General features: G+C 68.9%; 15 protein-coding genes. 4 read left to right on the forward strand and 11 right to left on the reverse strand.

Annotated features, from left to right (window positions below):
* Positions 1 to 205 precede the first annotated feature (205 nt).
* From trxB to ACRX5S_RS36635, 5 genes are all read right to left on the reverse strand, one after another.
* On the reverse strand, positions 206 to 1,162 hold the full coding sequence (gene trxB / locus ACRX5S_RS36615; RefSeq protein WP_436777564.1) for a thioredoxin-disulfide reductase: 957 nt from the start codon (positions 1,160 to 1,162) through the stop codon (positions 206 to 208).
* Entirely contained in the window at positions 1,159 to 1,440 is a 282-nt protein-coding gene (locus tag ACRX5S_RS36620; protein ID WP_436777565.1) for a hypothetical protein, read from the reverse strand. The genes trxB and ACRX5S_RS36620 overlap by 4 nt, the downstream gene beginning before the upstream one ends.
* A gap of 297 nt (positions 1,441 to 1,737) precedes the next feature.
* Positions 1,738 to 2,274 carry a UGSC family (seleno)protein gene (locus tag ACRX5S_RS36625; protein ID WP_436777566.1) on the reverse strand — a complete coding sequence of 179 codons (537 nt, stop codon included), beginning with the start codon at positions 2,272 to 2,274 and terminating at the stop codon, positions 1,738 to 1,740.
* Positions 2,275 to 2,396: 122 nt separating this feature from the next.
* A complete protein-coding gene (locus ACRX5S_RS36630) occupies positions 2,397 to 3,485 on the reverse strand; it encodes a hypothetical protein (protein WP_436777567.1) in 1,089 nt (362 codons plus the stop codon).
* Positions 3,486 to 3,746: 261 nt separating this feature from the next.
* On the reverse strand, positions 3,747 to 5,219 hold the full coding sequence (locus ACRX5S_RS36635; protein WP_436777568.1) for an ABC transporter substrate-binding protein: 1,473 nt from the start codon (positions 5,217 to 5,219) through the stop codon (positions 3,747 to 3,749).
* 570 nt (positions 5,220 to 5,789) lie between these two features.
* On the opposite strand from ACRX5S_RS36635, the gene ACRX5S_RS36640 reads away from it, so the two are divergent.
* The 4 genes from ACRX5S_RS36640 to ACRX5S_RS36655 all read left to right on the forward strand — a co-directional run bounded on the left by ACRX5S_RS36640 (position 5,790) and on the right by ACRX5S_RS36655 (position 10,142).
* Entirely contained in the window at positions 5,790 to 7,445 is a 1,656-nt protein-coding gene (locus tag ACRX5S_RS36640; RefSeq protein ID WP_436777569.1) for an MFS transporter, read from the forward strand.
* A 74-nt stretch (positions 7,446 to 7,519) separates the two neighbouring features.
* On the forward strand, positions 7,520 to 8,350 hold the full coding sequence (locus tag ACRX5S_RS36645) for a PaaX family transcriptional regulator C-terminal domain-containing protein (protein WP_436777570.1): 831 nt from the start codon (positions 7,520 to 7,522) through the stop codon (positions 8,348 to 8,350).
* A 191-nt stretch (positions 8,351 to 8,541) separates the two neighbouring features.
* On the forward strand, positions 8,542 to 9,051 hold the full coding sequence (locus ACRX5S_RS36650) for a VOC family protein (protein WP_436777571.1): 510 nt from the start codon (positions 8,542 to 8,544) through the stop codon (positions 9,049 to 9,051).
* Between the two features lie 47 nt (positions 9,052 to 9,098).
* A complete protein-coding gene (locus tag ACRX5S_RS36655; RefSeq protein ID WP_436777572.1) occupies positions 9,099 to 10,142 on the forward strand; it encodes an LLM class flavin-dependent oxidoreductase in 1,044 nt (347 codons plus the stop codon).
* A gap of 320 nt (positions 10,143 to 10,462) precedes the next feature.
* Here the strand turns inward: ACRX5S_RS36655 and ACRX5S_RS36660 are convergent, their stop codons facing one another.
* The 6 genes from ACRX5S_RS36660 to ACRX5S_RS36685 form a co-directional block, all read right to left on the reverse strand.
* Entirely contained in the window at positions 10,463 to 10,738 is a 276-nt protein-coding gene (locus tag ACRX5S_RS36660; protein WP_436777573.1) for a hypothetical protein, read from the reverse strand.
* Between the two features lie 117 nt (positions 10,739 to 10,855).
* Positions 10,856 to 12,043 (reverse strand): amidohydrolase family protein, encoded by a 1,188-nt coding sequence (locus tag ACRX5S_RS36665; RefSeq protein ID WP_436777574.1) that lies wholly within the window; start codon positions 12,041 to 12,043, stop codon positions 10,856 to 10,858.
* A gap of 220 nt (positions 12,044 to 12,263) precedes the next feature.
* A complete protein-coding gene (locus ACRX5S_RS36670; RefSeq protein WP_436777575.1) occupies positions 12,264 to 14,684 on the reverse strand; it encodes a glycoside hydrolase family 3 N-terminal domain-containing protein in 2,421 nt (806 codons plus the stop codon).
* Between the two features lie 26 nt (positions 14,685 to 14,710).
* On the reverse strand, positions 14,711 to 16,546 hold the full coding sequence (locus tag ACRX5S_RS36675; protein WP_436777576.1) for a glycoside hydrolase family 3 protein: 1,836 nt from the start codon (positions 16,544 to 16,546) through the stop codon (positions 14,711 to 14,713).
* Positions 16,547 to 16,672: 126 nt separating this feature from the next.
* A complete protein-coding gene (locus ACRX5S_RS36680; protein ID WP_436777577.1) occupies positions 16,673 to 17,587 on the reverse strand; it encodes a carbohydrate ABC transporter permease in 915 nt (304 codons plus the stop codon).
* Positions 17,584 to 18,663, reverse strand: a complete 1,080-nt coding sequence (locus ACRX5S_RS36685) for a carbohydrate ABC transporter permease (RefSeq protein ID WP_436777578.1) — start codon at positions 18,661 to 18,663, stop codon at positions 17,584 to 17,586. Before ACRX5S_RS36685 ends, ACRX5S_RS36680 begins: the two co-directional genes overlap by 4 nt.
* Positions 18,664 to 18,785 lie beyond the last annotated feature (122 nt).

Raw genomic sequence — 18,785 nt, forward strand, 5'->3', positions numbered from 1 at the left:
GTCGCGCACCTCCACGTCGTCCCGAGTCTCGACACCCTTGTCCGTGTGCAGGATCGCGCGCATGTACTTCTCCTCCTAGCTATCGGTGCCCGTAGCCCGAGCAGCGTTGTCGGGACAGGGCGCCACCTTCTGCGGTAGCCGGGCGGAAACCCTGTCTCCCGTCGGCCCCGGCGCGGCGGGTCGATGCGCCCCGCGGCGTCGGTGCTCAGCCGAGCGGTGCGTGGTCCAGTTGTTCGACTCGGGCCAGGTAACGCTCGGCGTCGAGTGCGGCAGCGCATCCTGTGCCCGCGGCCGTGATGGCTTGGCGATAGGTGCGGTCGACGACGTCCCCACAGGCGAAGACACCGTCGAGGCTGGTCCTGGTCGTGGGGTGCGTGACCTGTACGTAGCCTTCGGGGTCGAGGTCGACGAGACCGGCGACCAGTTCGCTGCGAGGCGTATGGCCGACGGCGATGAAGAGCCCACTGACGTCGAGATTGCGCTCGGCCCCAGTACGAGTGTCACGCACACGCACCCCGGTGAGCCTGTCTTCTCCCAGGAGTTCGGCAACCTCGCTGTCCAGCGCGAAGGTGATCTTCGGGTCGTTCAGCGCGCGGTGCTGCATGACCTTGCTGGCGCGCAGTCGGTCGCGGCGGTGGACAACCGTTACCGACGCGGCGAACCGCGTGAGGAAGATGGCTTCTTCCAGGGCGGAATCGCCCCCGCCGACGACGGCGATGTGGCGGTCACGGAAGAAGAACCCGTCACATGTGGCGCACCAGGACACCCCGCGTCCGGACAGTGCGTCTTCTCGGGGCAAGCCCAGCTTCTTGTAGGCGGAGCCGGTGGCGAGGACGACGGCGCGTGCCTGGTGGGTCTCGCCGGAGGCGTCCTTGACCACCTTGATCTTGCCGTCGAGTTCGACCTCCACGACGTCGTCGGGGACCAGTCGGGCACCGAACCGTTCGGCCTGGGCCCGCATGTTGGCCATCAGGTCGGGGCCCATGATGCCTTCGGGCCAACCGGGAAAGTTCTCGACATCGGTCGTGTTCATCAGCGCGCCGCCGGCTGTGACAGCACCTTCGAACACGAGCGGTTCGAGGTCGGCACGCGCGGCGTATACCGCCGCGGTGTAGCCCGCCGGACCGGAGCCGATGATGATCAGGTTGCGGATCTCGTTCATGGGATGGTCGGCTCCGTGTGGTCGCCCGGATAGTGGATCTCCACCGTCCAAACGGCCGAACTGTCGAGCGAACGCAGACGCTGGACAGCCATGCGTTCGGTGAGTTCCTTGGGAACGAGGCAATCGGCACAAGCCGCAGGACCGGCTGCCACCGTCACCACCACATGGTGCTCCTCCGCGCGAGCGCACGTCAGTTGGTAGTCGTCCGCGGCGAGCGTTTGCGCGAGCGGAGCGAGTGCCTCCACGACGTCGGCGTCGCGTGTGTCCGTGTGGGTCATGGTCGTTCCCTGGTTGGAGAGGCGGTCCGGGGAGAAACCGCAGGTGCTCGGTCAGTGCGGGATGGACGCCTGGACATGGCCTGCGGGGTCCAGTCGAGGAACGGCGCCGCGGTGTGCTTGCCCGGCGTGCCGACGTTTCGGACGGCGATGGCCCACCCGATTCCCGCGCCGCCGCCGGTGACCAGCGCTGTCTGACCCGCGAGCGAAATCGTGATGGTCATGACTCGATGCCCCTGCGACGGTACTGAACTCGTGGTCTCGCGACAGACCGCTCACCGGCAGCGGCAGGAATTGCGGCTACTGTGCGGGCGTGGTGGTTGCCAGGAGCAGGGCGTTCTCCAGTGCCTCAAGCGCCATCGCGTCGAGTTCGGCGTCGGTCGAGCCGCCGAGGGGACCGCGGACGGTCAGTACGCGGGCTTGGGACAGCCCGTACAACGACGTGACCTGGTGGGCCAGTTCGGTGAATCCCGCGGTGGCGAGCAATAGGGTGGGGATCCCCAACTGCTCCAGGACTACGGTGTCGTGGCAGCTCCACGAGGTGCACGACCCGCAGTCCGCCGAGCCCGTGATGACCAGGTCCGCCGACTCCTTGATGCGCTCGATCACCTCGGGCTCGGCGGGCAGCGCCGCACTGACCTTCGGGATCTCCAGGGAGACGACCGCGCCGGTGCGCTCGGCGAGCAGTCGGGCGATGCCGCCCTGGATGTAGCCGGCGTGGGGCTTGAGGTTGTCCAGCACGGCGATGCGGGCACCGGTCAACACCTCGATCCCCGGGGCGAGTTGCTTCGCGGGTTCACCGACGCGTCCGGCCGGGTCGAGCAGTGTGACGGTCATGGGGTCCTTCTTTTCAGATGGCGGTCGGGTGGGGTCGACATGGGACGTCCTGTGCGTGGTTCGAGAGCCGCGTCCGACACCGGAGCGGCCCGCATCCGGTCCGGACCGGTGGGACGAGTGGTTCAGTCGACCGGGACGGTGACACTGCGGGTCAGGCCCCAGCTGGGGATCACCAGGGAGTGCTTTCCGGGGCCGCCGGCAACGAGGACGCGGATGTTGTCGGCGCATTCGGTCATGGGCTGAAGGTCGTCGTCGCCGAGCGCGCGCATCCACGGCCGCCACATCGAGTTCCGAAAGCTCTTGCGGAACTCACCCGCGGGCCGCCTCGCCTTCTCGAACAGGTACGCCTGGACGTCTTGCCGGGCCCACCCGGCCGCGGCGAGGGTAGCGGCGTGCTCCGGGCCGTGCACGATGAAGTACTCCGCGCTGGAGACCACGGCGTTGTTCGTGCCGAAGGTGGCCATGACGGTGGCCATCTTGTCCAGGATCGGAGCCGGCTTGCCGCGGGTCTCCATGTCATGGATGTTGTGCGGGTTCTCCATTCCGGCGACGGTCACCGCGCTCGGAGTGTCCAGGCCCAGCGCCCGCGGGTAGACCGGCCAGGGGCTTGCTTCGGCGTTCTCCGCGAAACAGAAGGTGTACTTCGACGGCTGGCCGTGCGTCGCCGCGTCGCCCATGCCCGCGTCGCCGGTGCCGTGCGCGGTGCCGCCGCCGATGTGCAGCAGCGCAAGTCGGACCGCCCGGCCGAGTGTTGCGTTCGCCCGGTTGCCGGGGCCGAGCGTTCCCGTACCGGAGTTGAACCCGCACGATCGCACGGCCTCGCCGTGTACGAGCACCATCACCGACACCGGGTGAGTCGTGGAGTTGACGCCGCGGAGGTTGAACTCGGGCGCGCAGATGCCCCGGACCGCGGCGACGAGCAGCGGCAGCATCTCCGGCGTGCAACCGGCCATCACCGCGTTCACCGCGAGCACCCTCGGCGTCGCCTCCCCCAAGCGCGGCGGAAGCGCGCCGATGACCTCGTCGGGATCACCGTCGTAGCCCGCCAGCATGGCGGCGACGCGCGCCTCTGTGGGCGGCACGACGGGCAGACCGTCACCCCAGCCGCGCTCGTCCAGCCATGCGTACACGGTGTCGGGCTGTTCGTCTGCGACGACGTGCGCATCGGCACCGGCGTCGCGGGCGGGGGCTGCCGTGGCGGAGTCAACCATGAGCCGTCCTAGGTCGAGGGTGGGGTGGGGTGGAGTGGGGATGAGCGTGAGAGTAGGCGCACAAGCTGTCACCCACAAGAGCCAGTGTTCGAAATAACAAGTGAACGATTCGAATATTCGAAGAACACCTGGCCGACACCGGCGGCGTCCACGGCGACGTCCACGGCCGACTCGTCGCACGTTGGCCGTTGCCCTACCGCAGAATCCCTGCCCGGCTGCGGCGCGTCCGCCGAAGCGCCGCAGCCGACGAGCGGCAGCGGGTCAGGCGCGCCTGCCGAGACGGTCCATCAGGACGACCCCGTCGTTGCTCAGCAGCAGGCCTGCGACGGTCTTGCCGTAGTAGACCGTGATGCGGCCCTCCTGATACGGCCACAGCGGCACGTCCTGGGCCACCTGGCGGGCGAGCTCGGTGTATGCGGCCTGGCGCGCGGCCGGATCGGCAGTCCGGCGGCCCTGGTCGAGCGCCGCGTCGGCCTGTGGGTTCTTGAAGCCGAGGAAGTTCGACGGGCTGGAGCTGTAGAGGTAGCTGTAGGCCGTCGGCTCCATGTCCGACACCAGCCAGTTCATCATCGCCGCCTGGTAATTGCGCTGCACCCGCGTCGAGTTCGTGTACGTCACGATCGCCTGTGCCTCGGTGGCAACGGTGATGTTCTTGAAGCCGCGCAACTGTGTGGCGATGTACTCGCCCGTCCTGGTCGCCTGGTTGTTCTGCGGCAACAGGTACGTGAAGTTCAACGGCTTGCCTTCGGCGGCGAGTTCGTCCAGCAGCCGCTGCGCCTCGACGCGATCCGCGGTCGGCAGGGGCGGCGCGTCGGGGGCGACGAGCGGGCTGCCCGCGGGGAACAGGCTGGAGCTGGGCACGCCTTGATTCGCGAAGGCAACCTTGTTGATCTCGTTCGGATCCAGAGCCAGGGCAACCGCCTTGCGGGCGCGCGGGTCGTCGAAGGGCGGCTTGTTGGCGTTGAAGACGATCGCCTCTCCGACGATCACCGGCGCCTGCTGGACGCCCAGCCCTCGATCGCGAGCCTTCGCCGGGTCGGTGGCGCTCACCGAGACCTTCAGGTCACCGCGGCCCGCGGCGATGCTGTTGAGGGACTGCTCACTGTCGGACAACACCCGGAAGATCACCTTGTCGAGCTTCGGCAGGTCCGGCCCCTGCCAGTAGTTCGGGTTCTTGGTGAACACCATCTGACTGTCGCGATCCCACTGGCTCAGGACGAACGGGCCCGCACCGACGGGCTTGGCCGCGAAGCCGTTCGGGTCCTTCTGCATCGCGCTCGGGGAGGGTATGAACGCGAGCGAGGAGGCGACCACCCGGTCGAACGCCGCGTTCGGCGCCTTCAGTGTGATCTTCAGGGTCAGCGGGTCGACCACCTCCGTCCTGTCGATTGCGGCGGCGGCGCCCGCAACGAGTGAGCGGCGGTCGGGGTTCTTGTGTTCATCCCAGGTCCACTTCACGGCGGCGGCGTCGTAGGCCGTGCCATCGGTGAACTTGATGTCGGGCTTCACCTTCAGGGTCCACACCTGGGCGGTCGCGTCCGCAGTGAGGCTTTCGGCGGTCTGCGGGAGGGCCTTCCCGGTCTTGGGCTCGCTGTAGAACAACGAGTCGTACATGGCGTTGAGGCGCGAACTGTCGAGGTAGTAGTTGCTGCCGGCACCGAACGGGTCCACCTTGGCCATGTCGCTGACGGATATGACCTCCAGCGAACCACCAGGGCGCGCCTCTGCGGCCACGGTGGGGTCATCGCTCGCAGGAGGTCGGTCGCCGCTCCCTCCACCGGCCCCTCCGCACGCCGCGGCCAGCAGCCCGGCCATGACCACAGCAACCGCGCGTGGGGCTCGTCGGCGGGACTTGCGGCGACCTCGGATGAATGCGTTGTTCACGATCGTCGTCCTCCTGGAAGCAGACGGCTTCTGTCGCCGCAACTGGTTCGCCAGTTGTCGCACCGCCGTCCATGACCCGGCGCTGCCGACATGAGCAGGAATTCATATATTCGAACAATGTGTTCGCTTACACGACGTAGGGGTATAACACGGCGCCGCGCAAACCGGAAGGGAACCCGCCACTTCGGCGCACCCGGCACCACCGACGACAGCGCATCCGGGTCGCCGAACCAGCCGCTCTTCTTTTCGCGTATCTCGTATGTTAATTTCTCCGCCGCACAGACCGGGTCCGACGGGCCGGTTCATGAACACCGCAGGCGATTTCTCCGGCGGCCTTCGACCGCTTCCCTTTCCAGCACACGCGTGACCGAGCGACTCCGCCGACGGCGCGGACCCTCAGTTACGACGAGATGAGGATCCATGGCCGACAACGTGCGCACCGCGGAACCACCGGACGACAACGGCGGCGGAGCCGGCGACAGCGGGCGTCTTGACGGCGCTTCGACAGGACGGATCATCGCCGTCGCCGCCATCATCATCCTGTTCGCCGAGGCGATGGTCCTCCAGTACGCCATGGTGCTGCCCGCCGTCCAGAAGATCGGCGCCACCTGGCCCGAAGTGGGCAGCAACCTCAGCTGGATGATCATCATCGTGGGCGTCGTCGCCGGCGCCACCCTGCCCATCGTCAGCAAACTGGCGGACCTGTACGGGAAGCGCCGCGTCCTGCTGTTCAGCAGCTCGACCTTCCTGGCCGGATCACTGCTGTGCGCGCTGACGGAGTCCTGGACGCTGTTCCTGGTCGGGCGCGGGCTCCAGTCCACCGCGGGTGCCATGATCGCCATCGCCGTGGGACTGGTCCGCGACCTGCTGCCCCGTCGCCACATCCCCGTCGCCATCGGCGCGCTGGCCGCCGGGTTCGGCCTCTCCGGAGTCGTCAGCCCGTTCGTCGGCGGCGCCCTCACCGACCACTACAGCTGGCGCGCGCTGTTCTGGTTCCTCGTCGCGTACAGCATCGTGATCACCATTCTCATGGTGCTCTTCGTCCCCGAGAGCAGCGTGCGTGTACGCCAGAAGCTGGACTGGCAGGGCGCCGCCCTGGTCGGCGCCGGCGTCGCCCTCGCGTTGATCTACCTCAGCAACGGCCAGGCCTGGGGCTGGAGTCGGCCGAGCGCCTGGGCGTACCTGGTCGGAGGCGTGGTGCTCCTCGTGCTGTTCGGAGCCTGGGAGTCCAAGGCGCCTTCACCGATGATGGATCCTCGTTTGCTGCGCTCCGCGAAGGTGTCGCTGGTCCTGGCGGTGTACTTCTTCGGCAACATGGTGATCGGCGGCATCGGCTACTCCATCCCGTACATGGCACAGACCGACGCGGGCGCGATCAAGGACCAGATCCTGCAAGGCGCGGCGGCCGCCGCGGGCCAGCCGGTCGAGGTCATGCGCCAGGCGATCACCTTCGAAGGGGACCTGGGGTACGCGTTCGGATTCGGCCTGCTCGCGTTCGCCGTCCACATCACCATCGGCATGTCCGCCACCAGCATGACCGCCGGGCCCGCCGCCGGACTGTGGGGACGCGCCCGGGGACTCCGCAGCCCGCTCATCGCGGGCACCTCGGTCATGACAGCCGCATGCGCGATGTTCGCACTGTGGCACGGCAGTTGGGTGACCGTGCTGATCCTCTACTCCGTGTACGGCATCGGATTCGGCGTCTTCTATTCGGCGAGCACCAACCTCATCGTCGAGGCCGTACCCGAACGGGAGTCCGCGATCGGCGCGGGCATGCTCAACGTCGCCGGCAATTTCGGGTCCGCGGTCGGCACCGCCATGATCACCGCGATCCTGTCCGCCCACCCCTTGCAGATGGTCGCCCCCAGCCCCACCGGGCAGGGCACCACGACCACGGACATCGCCCAGGTCTACACAGACAGCGGCTGGACGATGGCACTGTGGGCACTCGGAATCGCCGGGCTCTTCGGCATCGTCTTCGCCGTCCTGCTCAAGTCCGGTCGCACTCCTGCGACCGGCGGCGTAGCCCCCGACGCCGCACCCGAAGCACGCAAATCCGTCGCCGAACCCGCCTGAACCCGGCCGTGGTGAGAGCCGGGCGCCACCGAGGCGCCCGGCTCGTGCCCTGCGAGGGCGTCACAATGGCCGTCATGGGAAGCGGCGAGCGCATCGAGCGTCAGATGACGGAGATCCGGGCCCGCGGGCACCGACCCGCGGTGATCCTGGGCCTCCTGTCGATGTACACGGGCCCCGGCGAGCTCGTCCCTTCCGCCGGACTGGTCAAAGCGGTGCGCGCGCTGGGATTGTCCGAGTCGTCGACGCGCACCGCATTGAGTCGGCTACAGGCCGACGGGAGTCTGGTCCGGCACCGGGACGGACGGCACACGAGCTACCGGCTCGCGGCTCCGGTGCGGAAGGTGCTGGACGGCGAGCGGGAGCGCATGCTCGCCACCGAGGCGCCTGCTGTCGGCCGACCGCTCAGCCTGGTCGCGTTCACCGTCCCGGAGGCCAACCGCGACCTTCGCCACGAGCTGCGCACCGCGCTGGCGGGCGCCGGGTACGTGAGTGTCTTCGACGGACTCTGGGCGGCGACCGCGGACCGTGCCGAGAGGGCGAGCAAGGTTCTGGCCGAGCTCGACGTGCCGTCGATCTGCCTGTTCCGCGCCGAGGTTGACCCTCTGTCGGAGACGCCGCCCGGGTTCGCCAGCCCGGAACTGGCCCGCTACCGCTCCCGGTTGGCCCAGTTCCTGGATCTGTACGCGCCGCTCTGCGGCAGCCGGTTGGACGACGAGCAGGCGTACACCGCCCGATCGGGGCTGTCCCGCGACTGGTTCGCCCTCATCGACCCCCACCCTGCGCTCCCGCCCGCCCTGCTCGCGGACTGGCCGATCGACGCCGTTCGCGACGCCACCAACACCGTGTGGCGGCAAACCGAAGCGGCCGGCCGCCGACACTTCGCGTCCCTGATCGCGGACGACTGACTCGGCTCTTCCGTTACTAAGCGAATGCATTGACGCCAGACGCCATGGATGCAAATAATGGCGCATTGGCGTATGCCATACGCAATGGGGTCGCGACGCCGGAGAAGGTACTCCGCGCGCCCACGCCGCAGAGCCGTCCCGCGTGGCACGCGCCGGCGTCCGGCGTCGCGTTTCGTCCTCTTGGAGGGGCTTTGACCATCAAGACCACAGGCGTCGACCACATCCACGTCTACCTGCGAGAGAGCAAGGAGATGGTCGACCTCTTCCGGCGACTGTTCGGGGCCGAGGCGTCGATCCCCAGCCTGGTCAACGTCATGGGCGCGGTGAACACCACCGTGCGGTTCCCGGGCGGCGGAGGCCACGCACCCTTCTTGGACGTGTTCGAGGCGACCGATCTGGACGGGCCGGTCAAGGACTACCTGGCCGCTTCCGGCCAAGGCGTGTCCATCCTGGCGTTCCGTGTCGAGGACATCGACGCGGCCGCGGCGCACGCCGCCTCGTGCGGACTGCGGGAGATCTCGCGGCTCGGGTTCCCGGGCGTGATGCGGCAGGTCCAGTACGACACCGCCGACGCGTACGGCTTCGTCCTGGAACTGACCCAGTACGAGCCCGACGCCGAGGAGAAGATCGCGGAGATGCAGCGGCGCAAGGCCGCGGGGCTGCCCGTCGAGGGACTCGGCACCCCGCCCGAGCGCGCATGAACGCCGCTGAGGACGTCCCCGCCGAAAGCCCCGCCTCAAGGAGCCACATGGCCGCCACACCCACGGACACTCCGGCAGTCCCCGGCACCACTTCCGGCCAAGCGCCGCTGCTGGCAATGAACTTCGAGCTGCGTCACCCCCCATACCTCGGGGGAAACGGTCCGGAGACGTACGCGGCCGCGCTCGACATGATCAGTTGGGCCGAGGAAAAGGGCTTCGCCCGCATCTCGGTCGGCGAGCACCACCAGTCGGCGGACGGGTATCTGCCGTGCCCGCTGGTGTTCGCCGCCGCGGTCGGCGGACGCACCCGACGCGTCCAGATGCGCGTGTCCATCCTCATCGCCGCGCTGTACGACCCGGTGCGCCTCGCGGAAGAAGTCGCCGTCGCGGACCTGTGCCTGCAAGGCCGACTGCAACTGGGTATGGCGGCGGGGTACGTCAAAGAGGACTTCGACGCGTTCGGCGCCGACTACAGCAACCGCGGCAGGCACCTGGAGTGGTTGGTCGGATTCCTGCGCCGGGCCTGGACCGGTGAGCCCTTCGAATACCGCGGAACCACGGTCCGCGTCATGCCGCGTCCGTGCCAGGACCCCATGCCCATCTACCTGGGCGGCGGCGGAAGTCGAGTCAGCGTGGAACGCGCGGCACGCATCGCGGACGGGTTCCTCGCACCGGCCATGGAAAGGCCGTGGGAGGACTACCGCGCCGCCTGCATCCGCCTCGGCCGCCCCGACCCTGGTCCCTGGGCCAAACGCGGTCCTGCGTTCCTGTGGGTCACCACCGGGAGCAAGGACGCGGCCTGGGAACGCCTCGCGCCCTACATCCGCAACCAGATCAACACCTACGGCGCGTGGATGCAGCAGTCCCCCACCGGCCCGTTCGGACCGTTCATCCCGACCAAGGACGTCAGCTCACTCAAGCAAGACGGCGCCTACCTTGTCGTCAACCCCGACGAGGCCATCACCCTGGCCCGCGAGCTCGGCCCCACCGGGGAACTCCACCTCAATCCCCTCCTCGGCGGCATCGCCCCCGATCTGGCCTGGCCGATGCTGAAGACGTTCGAGGAGGAAGTTCTCCCCGCACTGCACTGACTCCGGCGGCGGGTACCCGTTGGCGCGACGGCCAGCTTGCGGGTGACGGCGAGAAGATTCCCCAGGGCGTCAACTTGCCTCTGCCGCAGGAGCGTTCGACTTCACTCCTCCCGGCGCAGCAGGCTGGGGACGCCATTTTGAGGCGGCGCCCCCAGCCTCGTTCCTCCCCCTCGCCGAACTCCTCACCGGGGAGTAACAAGCCACTCCCGGACCTGCTGAGCACGTACGGCGACCATCAGGCGGTCACGGACCCGGCGGGCCCGGGGGAGCCGGCGGCGGACTCGGCGGATCGTTCTCCCCGGCTCGTTCGTGCGGCCAGGTCACCGGGGCACGCCGAAGTTCGGGGCCATCGCCGCCACCACATCGCCGATCAGGCCCAGCACCGTGATCACGATCATCACCTGGCGACGCCCGAAGATGTCGTCGGCCTTCATCACATACGGGGTGACAAGCGTCCCGACAACTCCGGTCGCAAGCGCGAACCAGGCAATCTGCGTCGTGTGGAAGTGGACGGCAATCTGCGGCTGGACAGCGCCGCCGACCAGGGCGATCCCCACGTACTCGACGCAGCCGGACGCATGCTCGGCGCCGACCACGACAGGCTCGCCGAACTCGCCCCGTCCGTCCCACCCGGCGCCGACGGACTCGTGATGGTCCCGAACCTGGAAGGCGAACGAACCCCCAACCTCCCGTACGCCACAGGAGGTTGGGGCTCAGAGCGGGTTGCCCGTGCGGGCGAAGGCCTCGTGGGCGTTGCCGCCGAGGAAGCGGGCCCGGAGTTCGGGATCGAGTTCGCGGAGCGGTCGGCCATAGAGGTTGATCGGGTCGGCGTTCCCCTCCATGTGGGGGTAGTCGGAGGAGAACAGGCCCATCTCGGGGAGCTGGGCGAGGACCTCCAGTGCTTCCGAGTCCCCAAAACCGGGCAGCGGGGTGAACCGAAGGTTGCGCCGGAGCATGTCGCCCCCGCTGGTCGGGAACGGCCAGTCGCCCAGTCCGGGGGACGGCAGGGACTGCCGTGTGCACATCTCGATGAACGCGGGGAGCCAGGCCACCTTCATCTCTTCGAGGACGACGGTCAGGTCCGGATGCCTGTGGAAGACCCCTCCGTACAGCATGGAGACCAAGAGGTTCTGCGCCACGTGGATGCGCTGGGTGTTGGCCAGGCGGGTCAATGCCGTGACTCCGGCGCCGCCCGGGAGGTCCCAGCCGATATCGGCCCAACCACCGAAGCCTGCGGCGGTGTTGCCCACGTGGATGAACGCCGGCATCCCCAGGTCGGCCGCCGCGGCCCAGACCACGTCCCAGTCGGGATGCCCCGGCGGCGTGGTGGCCGGCGGGCGTCCGTCGACGGTGTAGAGGTGGAACGCGCGGTGGCCGCGGTTCCTGGCGCGCGCCAACTCCCGCGCAGCGCCGGGGAGATCCGACAGGTCAACGTGCGCGACTCCGTGCAGGCGGTCGGCATGGTCGGCCAGTTGCTCGGCGAGGAAGTCGTTGCAACGGGCCGCGCCCGCCGCGCGGTCCGCGCCGAGGAAGTGCAGCGGTTGGGCGTACGCACCGGGGTTGACCAAGCAGTGGTCGATACCGACGCGGTCCATCCAGGCGACGCGTTCGGCCGCCGTGGAGTCGTGCACTGGATGGAGGACGACGGGGCCGCCGCGCTCCTCGGCCAGGCGCACCAGGCCTGGTAGCAGTGTCCTGCCCGAAGGCCGACGGGACTTCGGGAGGGCGTCCAGGAGGTCGCCGGCGATGCCGTGCGCGAGTTGCTCCACCCCGTCGTCGAACCCGGCACCGCGATCCAGCCAGGGGGCCAACGGGTGGTCCCCCGCCGCCAACCGACCTGTCTCCCAATGCGTGTCCACGTCGACAACCGTCACAGCGTCCTCCTCGACGGAGATGAACATCGCGTCGTTCCACGACCAGAATTAACATATGGTGAACGCAAAATCGAGGGCCTCGGCGGGAGTATCCGGAGCGGTCTCCGAGAACCGCATGCCCCGACCAGGCGGGCGCTCGTCCGTCAGTCACCGGGAGGCAGCGCTTTGACGCCTGATCCACCTCACACGGCCGGAGCACTTCGGCGGCGCGCAGAATGCGGCCGAGGCCGCGCCGGGTCAGGTGAGGTCAGGTCACGGTCGCGCGGTGCGGGGCCATGGTGGAGCGGGTCAGGTAGACCCTCCGGTCGGTGACGTCCGCGGTGTCGCCGACGACGTCCAATCGGCTCCGCAAGGCAAGGTCTCCCGACGACGAGCCAACAGAGATCCACATGGGCCCCGGATCGACGACCCATCGCTCGTCCAGGGACAGGTAGGCCGGCAGAGGGAGTTCCAGAGCGAACGTCACGGTCGCCTTTTCGCCTGGGTGCAGTTCGAGCCGATGGAAGCCCGCGAGTTGGAGTGCCGGCCGAGAAACGCCGGGGGCGTCGTCCTCGACGTAGAGCTGGACAAGTTCCACGCCCGGGCGGTCGCCGCTGTTCTCGACGGTGACGGTGACGTCGACGGTGCCGTCGGTTGCGACCTCTGTGCGGCTGAGTTCGAGGTCGGAGTAGGCGAAGCGGGTGTACGTGAGGCCGTGGCCGAACGGGTAGAGCGGTGCCGCCGTCTCGTCCACGTACCCGCCGTGCGGGTCGCCGTCGCGGCGCCGGTATCCGCTGCCGAACCGCTGGCCGACGTGGATGGGCACCTGTCCGCTGGAGCGGGGGATCGTGTAGGGCAGGCGTCCTTGCGGCTGCGCTGCGCCGGCCAGGATGTCCGCGACGGCGCGCGTGCCGAACTGCGAGCCGTAGTAGCCGAGCAGGATCGCGTCGAGGTGGGGCTCGACGTCACCGAGCGCGAGGGGGCGGCCGGAGAAGATCACACCGACTGTCGGCCGGCCGAGCGCGGCGATCTCGCGTACGAGCCGGCGCTGCACGTCCGGCAGGCCCACATCGGCGATGTCCGCGCCTTCGCCTTCGGTCCGGACGCTCAAGAACCATCGGGCCAGGCCGCCGAGTGCCAGGACCACGATGTCGGCGTCACGCGCGGCCTCGACGGCGGTCTCGATCTCCTCGGCGCCGTCGGTGATTCCGCATCCCGCGGCAACGACAACGTCCGCATCGGGGAGCGCGGCGCGCAGCGCGTCCGCAAGGGAGACCGCCCCGTACTGCGTCCGGGCGAACTCGTCCTCGTCCATCGCGAGGAGATGGCCGACCTCCTGGTGCACGTAGGCGTCGTCGGGGCCGAAGGCGTCGATGTCGTCGACGCCGACCATGGAGCTGGTCGCGCCGTTCAGCATCGCCCGGGTGAGCGCGATGAAGGACGGGAAGGTGTACGGGGCGAAGGCCGCGCCGATCCGGTCGGCGTGCGGCCCGACGAGGGCGACGCGGGGCGCGCCGCTCAGCGGAAGCACACCGCCGGCGTTCTTGAGCAGGGTGACCGACTCGCGCGCGAGGCGCAGGGAGAGGTCGCGTCCTTCCTGCGCCACGGACATGATCTCGACCGGGTCGGTCTCCACGTAGGGGTTCTCGAACAGGCCGAGCTGGAACTTGTGCGTCAGGACGCGCACCACCGACTCGTCGACGGTCGCCTCGGGGATCTCGCAGGCGCGGACAGCCTCGATGAGGCTTTCGCCATAGCCGAACGGCTCGGGCATCTCCACGTCGATGCCGGCCCGCATACCCAGCACAGCGGCTTCGCGTGCGTCGCGCGCCGCGCGGTGATGCGTCACGAGGTTTTCGATGGAGAGCCAGTCCGATACGACAGTGCCGTCGAAGCCGAGTTCGTCGCGCAGCAGCCCGCGGAACACGCGGGGGTCGGCGGCCGCGGGTACGCCGTCCCAGTCTGCGAGCGAGTTCATGACCGATCCGAGACCGCCGAGCTGGATCGCGGCGGCGAAGGGCCGGGCGTACACCTCCCGGAGTTCGCGGGCTCCCATCGGCACGGTCGCCATGTTGAGGCCGGCCTCGCTCATGGCGTACCCGAGGAAGTGCTTGCCCGTGGCGATGACGCCGTCCTGGAACGACTCGCCCTGGAGATGGCGCACGAAGGACACCCCGAGCGCACTGACCAGATACGGGTCCTCGCCGTAGGTCTCGTGTACGCGCCCCCATCGCGCGTCGCGGGCGATGTCGAGCAGCGGCGACAGGGCGTGGTGCAGGCCCACGGTTCGCATTTGTCGACGGGTCAGGGCGGCCATCTCGCCGATCCCTGCCGTGTCCCAGGTGGCCGCGAGCGCGATCGCGGTGGGGAACGAGGTGAAGGTGGGTGCGTTCACGCCGTTGAGCGCCTCGATATGCATGATCGCCGGAATGCCCAGACGGGTCTTCTCCGTGAGATGACGCTGCACCGCGTTGTTCAGCCGGGCGAGGTCGACGGCGGTCGCCGGGAACCCGCCCATGTGGGGTTCGATGTAGCCGATGCCGTTCGCGAGCTTCGCCGCGGCGACTTCCGGGCGGATGCCCTCGGCGTCGAAGAGCACCGTGGGTATGAGCGACGTCAGTTGGGCGACCTTCTCGTGCATGGTCATCCGACCGAGCAACTCGACGGCGCGAGAGCGGGCTTCGGTCACGGCGTGCTCCGTGTTCGCGTGGGACATCAGATCTCCAGCCCGGATCCCAGGGGGAACAGCGGGTCGATGGTGCCGGCCGGCGTGTCGGGTGCGGACTCGCGCACGGCCTCCATCGAGCGCGGCAGCTCGACGGGGAGCCTGCCCCGCGGGGCGATGCGGCCGGTGAGGGCGGCGAGCAGGGCGTCGTCCGAGACTCCGAACGTCACGGTGAGGCCGGCGAGCGCGTCGATCAGCGGTGTGAGGACGGCCGGGCGGTCCAGGGCGACATCCACGATCAGGGGCGTCTGTCGGGCGATCATGCGCAGTCGGTGGACGAGGCCGGGGGGCAGGTCGAGAGACCCCTGGTGGAAGTAGGCCTCCAGGAACAGGTCGTCCCGCGGCTCGAAGGGCGCGTCGATGCGCACGATGGCGAGATCCGCGTCCTGTGGCGTGGCTGCTGGAATGAAGGCCCGTGCGAGAGCTGCTGATTCGATGCCCTCCGCATACACTCTCGCCCGTCGGGAGAGGGGTAGCAGCGGCGCGCCGTGCACGACGGAGTTCTTGAGTACGGTGACCGATCGAGACTGCGCCTCCGAACCCGCTTGGCGGGACTCGGCGTTGCCCACGACGGTCGCGGCGGCTTCCTCGTCGACGAAGGGGTTGTCGAAGAGGCCGAGCCGGAACTTGACCAGCAGGACGCGGCGTGCCGACTCGTCGATGCGGCTCTCCGCGACGACGCCGTCCCGTACCAGCCCAAGCAGCAGATCCGTGCACTGTTCGCCGCCGAACTGGTCCGCCCCGGCGTCGAGGATCTTGAGGAGGCGTTCGCGGGCGTCGAGCTGCTCAACGCCCCACGCACGAGCCGGCAGGACCTTGTCGGCGACGACGTTGTCGTTCACCAACTCCCAGTCGGTGAGGATCACCCCGTCGTAGCCGAGCCTGCCGCGCAGCAGTCCGGTGAGGATCTGTTTGTTGTACCCGAACCCGACCTCCTCGACCGGAGCGCCGTCGATCTCCAGTCCGACGGGCATCCCGTAGTACGGCATGACCGCGGCGGTGCCGTGGTCGACGGCGGCGGTGAACGGGCGAAGGTGCTCGTCGAATGCCCCGCCCGGGTAGACCTGCTCGCGGCCGTACGGGAAGTGCGCGTCCTCGCCGTCCAGTTGCGCGCCGGCGCCGGGGAAGTGCTTGGTGACGCAGGCGACGCTCGTCGCGTCCAGCGCGGCTCCCTGGAACCCGTCGAGGTACGCACGCGTATACGCCACCACGAGTTCGGTGTCGGCGCCGAAGGTCTGCAACTGTCGTGCCCACCTGGGCTCGCTGGCCAGGTCGACCTGCGGATGCAGCGCCATGCGGATGCCGACAGCGCGGTACTCGTCACGTGCCCTTCGCGCGAACTCGCGTACGACATCCGGGTCGCGAAGCGCCGCGAGACCGAGCCCGTCGGGCCACTGCGAGAACGGGCCCGCGGTGAACGACGCCCCGGTGTTCTCCAGGAACCCGTGCCGTGGGTCGGTGGAGATCGTCACCGGGATGCCGTGCGGTGTCTTCTCGGCCAGCCGTTGGATTGCGTTGTGCCATCGCGCGGCCGCCCCGGCATCCACGATGCGGTGGACGTTGAAGTGGTTCATCGCCCGGCCGAGGATCACCTCGCTGGTGGCCGACTTGCTGATCGCGCCGGGCTCTTCGAGGACCGTGCCGTCCGGGCCGATTTCGATGACCGTGTGGAAGAGGAGACCGACCTTCTCCTCGATGGAAAGCCGGGACAACAGGTCCTCGGTGCGTTCTTCGGGGCTGAGCCTCGGGTCCTCGTAAGGTTCCATACGGCCGTTGCCGTTGAGGTCGCGGAATTCGATGCGGTCCGGCGTGGTCGTGTCGTGCATGCGCGGTCGGTGGTTCCTCTCACGTTCGTCCCCGGGCCGCGGGAGCAGCCCAGGCGAGGTCGGGCTCGGCGGCAGCGCAACGCGACGCCCCCGCAAGCCGGTTGAGCGCTGCGGCCGGCAGCGTCGTCACCCCTTGATGGCTCCCTGCATGACACCGGCGACCAGCTGCTTGCCGACGACGGCGAACAGCGCCAGCAGCGGAACCGCCGAAATGAGCACGCCGGTCATGATCAGGGGGATGTCCTTGAAGAACCCGGTTTGCAGCAGCTGCAACGCAACAGGCAGCGTCGGATTGGTTGTTCCGAGTGCGATCGACGGCCAGAAGAAGTTGGTCCACGCTCCGATGAAGGTGAACAGTCCGAGCATCGCGACCGCGGGCCTGGCGATCGGCAGCACGATGGAGCGGAAGATCCGGAAGGTCGACGCGCCGTCGATACGGGCAGCTTCGATGAGCTCGTAAGGCAGGGCTGATTGGAGGTACTGGGTCATCCAGAACACCCCGAATGCGGATGCCATGCCGGGGATGATCACTGCCCACAGGCTTCCCGTCAGCCCCAGTTCGCGCATGACGATGAACAGCGGCACGACACCGAGTTGGGTGGGGACCGCCATGGTCGCCACGACGAACGCGAGCAGCCCGGCCCGGCCTTTGAACCGAAGCTTCGCGAAGGCGAAGCCCGCCAGGGTGGAGAGGAACACGACCGCGAGTGCCGTCGTCGTCGAGACGATGACGGAATTCCAGGTCGCGCGCAGCAGATCGATGTCGGAGTCGAAGACGCGTCCGAGGTTGTCGCCCAGATACCCGCCCGGGATCGGCGAGGGGATCGGGTTCTGGGCGACCTCCGCCGAGGTCGACGACGCGAGCAGGAGCGTGTAGTAGAGCGGAGCGATCGAGATCAGCGCGACCACGCCGAGGATGACGTACGTCGCCCATCCGGGCCGACGCGCGGCGCCGTATTCCCGCCCGCGCCGTTTGCGTGGCGCCCGGGCGGCACCGCGACCGGATGTCTGCTGGATGTACGGGGTGGAGGGTCTGGTCATGTGGAACTCCCGGGCGTTTCGCCGGACGGTGCGGAGGAGGCGGGTGCCGGGGCCGGTGCCCCGCGCGCATTTCGTCGGGCGGCGCGGCGTGCCTTGCGTGGGGCGGCGAAGGGATCGTCGCTGGAGGCGATGCGGCGCGCCAGCCAGTTGCCGACCAGCCCGAACACGATGATCAGCAGAAAGAGGAGCCAGGCGACGGCCGCGGCCCGGCCGAGCCTTTGCTGGTTCCAGCCGAGCTCGTACAGGTACAGAGTGATCGTCTTCCACTGCCCGGAGTTCCCGCCGAGCCCCTGGGTGTCGTACACCCGTGCCTCGTCGAAGATTTGCAGGCCGCCGATCGTGGACGTGATCACGACGAAGATGATCGTGGGCCGGATGGACGGCACCGTGACGGAGAAGAACTGCCGTATGCGGCCCGCGCCGTCGAGGATCGCCGCTTCGTACAGGTCGCGGGAGATCGCCTGCATCGCGGCCAGCAGCACGAGTGTGTTGAAGCCGGTCCACCGGAAGTTGACCATGTTGGCGATGACGATGTGCGCCGGCAGGTTGTCCCGGTGCCAGCCGATCGGGTCGATGCCCACTTGCTCCAGCAGCGCGTTGACCAGGCCGGACTGGTCCGCGAACATGCGCGAGAAGATGAGCGAGACGGTGACCGGTGCGATCACGTACGGCAGCAGCACCCCCATCCGCCAGAAGGTCCGCGCGCGGATGTTCGCGTGCAGGAGGCTGGCGAGTACGAGCGCGATCGCGATCTGGGGAATCGTCGACAGCAGGAAGATGCTGACGGTGTTGCGCAGCGACTGCCAGAAGACCGGCTGCTGGAGGACGAAGGTGAAGTTGTCGAACCCGACGAAGTCGCCCTTGCCTCCGATGAGGTCCCAGTCGTGCACCGAGACGTAGGCGGTGTAGAGGAGCGGGAACAGGCCGACGATCCCGAACAGGATGAAGAACGGCGAGACGTACGCGTACGGCGAAGCCTTCGTGTCCCAGCGCCCGAGACGCCGACGCCATGGGCCGGGCGGTCCCGGGCGGACGCTGCCTGTGCCGATTGACGCGCCCTCTGCCGGCTGGGCCATGCGCTCTTCCTTCGGTGGTGCCCCGGGGGGGGGGGGGGGGGGGGGGGGGGGGGGGGGGGGGGGGGGGGGGGGGGGGGGGGGGGGGGGGGGGGGGGGGGGGGGGGGGGGGGGGGGGGGGGGGG

This window comes from Yinghuangia sp. YIM S09857, from assembly GCF_051388915.1.
Taxonomy (GTDB): domain Bacteria; phylum Actinomycetota; class Actinomycetes; order Streptomycetales; family Streptomycetaceae; genus Yinghuangia.

Excerpts from the sequence above, each read along its gene's own strand:
- trxB (WP_436777564.1), bottom strand. The coding sequence starts at position 1,162 with ATGAACGAGATCCGCAACCTGATCATCATCGGCTCCGGTCCGGCGGGC.
- ACRX5S_RS36620 (WP_436777565.1), bottom strand. The coding sequence starts at position 1,440 with ATGACCCACACGGACACACGCGACGCCGACGTCGTGGAGGCACTCGCT.
- ACRX5S_RS36625 (WP_436777566.1), bottom strand. The coding sequence starts at position 2,274 with ATGACCGTCACACTGCTCGACCCGGCCGGACGCGTCGGTGAACCCGCG.
- ACRX5S_RS36630 (WP_436777567.1), bottom strand. The coding sequence starts at position 3,485 with ATGGTTGACTCCGCCACGGCAGCCCCCGCCCGCGACGCCGGTGCCGAT.
- ACRX5S_RS36640 (WP_436777569.1), top strand. The coding sequence starts at position 5,790 with ATGGCCGACAACGTGCGCACCGCGGAACCACCGGACGACAACGGCGGC.
- ACRX5S_RS36645 (WP_436777570.1), top strand. The coding sequence starts at position 7,520 with ATGGGAAGCGGCGAGCGCATCGAGCGTCAGATGACGGAGATCCGGGCC.
- ACRX5S_RS36655 (WP_436777572.1), top strand. The coding sequence starts at position 9,099 with ATGGCCGCCACACCCACGGACACTCCGGCAGTCCCCGGCACCACTTCC.
- ACRX5S_RS36665 (WP_436777574.1), bottom strand. The coding sequence starts at position 12,043 with ATGTTCATCTCCGTCGAGGAGGACGCTGTGACGGTTGTCGACGTGGAC.
- ACRX5S_RS36675 (WP_436777576.1), bottom strand. The coding sequence starts at position 16,546 with ATGCACGACACGACCACGCCGGACCGCATCGAATTCCGCGACCTCAAC.
- ACRX5S_RS36680 (WP_436777577.1), bottom strand. The coding sequence starts at position 17,587 with ATGACCAGACCCTCCACCCCGTACATCCAGCAGACATCCGGTCGCGGT.
- ACRX5S_RS36685 (WP_436777578.1), bottom strand. The coding sequence starts at position 18,663 with ATGGCCCAGCCGGCAGAGGGCGCGTCAATCGGCACAGGCAGCGTCCGC.